The 2,333-nt window shown below is 36.3% G+C and carries 1 protein-coding gene; it reads right to left on the minus strand.

Annotation, left to right across the window (positions count from 1 at the left end; translation table 11 throughout):
- Positions 1-584: 584 nt before the first annotated feature.
- Positions 585-1,949, minus strand: a complete 1,365-nt coding sequence (gene hemA, locus B371_RS0100655; RefSeq protein ID WP_019412422.1) for a glutamyl-tRNA reductase — start codon at positions 1,947-1,949, stop codon at positions 585-587.
- Positions 1,950-2,333 lie beyond the last annotated feature (384 nt).

The following is a 2,333-nucleotide window of genomic DNA, read 5'->3' on the forward strand; positions in this document are numbered from 1 at the left end:
GTTGCAACCTAGGCTCGGTCGCTCCCGGAGTCGCCGCCTTTCACTTCAATCATTTGTAAATATAATTTCTTTCATCTATGGCCTTATGAAGGAATCAGAGTAAGCAATACGAACGAAATGTCGCCTTTTTTTATTTAAACACACTTACAAATTTAAAAAACGTAAGTTCTTCAGTGCCCTCGTCTCACCTGGACTCGCTTTTTCCGTTGGTTTCGCTGCCTGTAACGCCAATCATTCACCTGGTTATGATAACAATATGTATTAAAAATAAATATAACAAATCTTCCTATCTTGAAGAATAAAACTACCTACTCCTATATTTAAATAGGATTTTCATGAGCAATCCAGAGGTTACTATAGAATAGAATATATCAATGAACAAATTTCACTTCCCCTGAAATCCAAGTGGAAACTTGTGTGGTTAAAAAGGAAATCCTGTTTTAGCATGTAAGTCTACATATACTAAAAACACCATGAACACGCGGTTCTTGGCTCTTTATAGTTATATACTTCTTAGCTTATCAAAAAAGCGTTTTCGCATGTATAGTTTACCATACAGATACGAAAACGCCTCCTATTTTGAATTAATATGAATACCCTGGTTTAACTACTTGTTGTGATTTTTCAACAACTTTTACTGGATCTTTAGTAGCTACTATTTGACGTTCTTTTTCTTGCATTACGTCTTCCTCAATCCCAAATATTTGTTGGAACAGTTGTAACTGTTCTTTAGAATTTGGTGATGCGGCTAGTTCTTTTGCTTGTAGGATAGGCTCTTTTAATAATTGATTAATAATAGATTTTGTATGCTTATTCAGTATTTTACGTTCACGATCAGTTAAGTCTGGCATTTTATTTTCAATGCTAACCATGGTATCTTCTTGAATTTGTAATGCTTTTTGACGAAGTGCAGAAATTACAGGCACAACACCTAATGTGCTAAGCCATTCTTTAAATTGAACGTTTTCTTGCTCAATCATCAAGGAAATTTCATTTGCAGCAAATTGTCGTTCTGCTAAATTCGCATCAACAATGCCTTGTAAGTCATCAATATCATATAAGAACATATTCGGAAGATCGCCAATACGTGGATCTAAATCACGTGGTACGGCGATATCAACCATAAATAAAGGCTTCCCTTTACGTAGGCGTTCAACATATCGCATTAACTCAAAATCAAGAACGAAATCATTCGAACCAGTTGAACTAATGATAATATCAGCTTCTAGTAAAGTGCATTGAAGTTCATTCATCGATTTAGCTTGTCCAGCAAATTGACCAGCAAGTAATTGTGCTTTTTCTAATGTGCGGTTAATGACTGTGATTTTGCCTGCTCCATTTCCATGGAGATTTTTAGCCGCTAACTCACCCATTTTTCCAGCACCGATAATGACTACATGTTTTTGTTTCAGTGAACCGAAAATTTTCTTCCCAAGTTCAACTGCAGCATAGGAAACCGAAACCGCATTCTCACCTATAGCTGTTTCAGCATGTGCTTTTTTGGCAAATGTTACAGATTGCTTAAACAATTGGTTAAATACAGTTCCAGTTGTACCGCGTTCTTGAGCTGATAAGAAACTTTTGCGTACTTGTCCAAGTATTTGAGTTTCACCAAGAACCATTGAATCAATTCCCGCAGTAACACGGAATAAATGCTCAGTAGCTCCATCACTCTCGTATATAAATAAATAAGAGGAAAAAGACTCCATTGGTAAGTTAAACCAATCAGCAAGGAATTGTTTAATATAATAACGTCCCGTATGTAACTGATCTACAATGGCGTAGACTTCAGTACGGTTACATGTTGAGACAATGACATTTTCCAATATACTTTTCTGCTCTTGCAGTGCTTGCATCGCCTGCGGTAAGTCGGACTCTACAAAGGATAGTCGTTCGCGAATCTCTACCGGAGCTGTACGATAATTGACACCCACTACGATGGTATGCATGGTTTCATAACACCTCTCACGTTCTATTTCATGTCTTTAATTATAGCATATATGTTGATAATACAAGGATTCAAATGTGAACAAGCTATGAAATCAAGACTAGATGTTTACTACATTATAATTAATACAATGTAAGTGTATCAAAATGATTAGATGCATACAATCGTTTTGCATATATGTCGAATTGTCAGTTAATAGAGCGCATAATATCACACTTAGTATTTATACACCTTTCATGCTTGTTTTATTCCAGTTCATCTCAAATTAATTGATAATTTTTTTAGCAAAAGAAATAAACACAAAAAGTGTTGATTTCCTTTACAGGTGGACGCTTTCGGCGGGCGGTCCGTGAGCCTCCTCAGACCAACAGGGTGTTGGCCCGCG

This window comes from Paenisporosarcina sp. TG20, assembly GCF_000286315.1.
Classification (GTDB): domain Bacteria; phylum Bacillota; class Bacilli; order Bacillales_A; family Planococcaceae; genus Paenisporosarcina.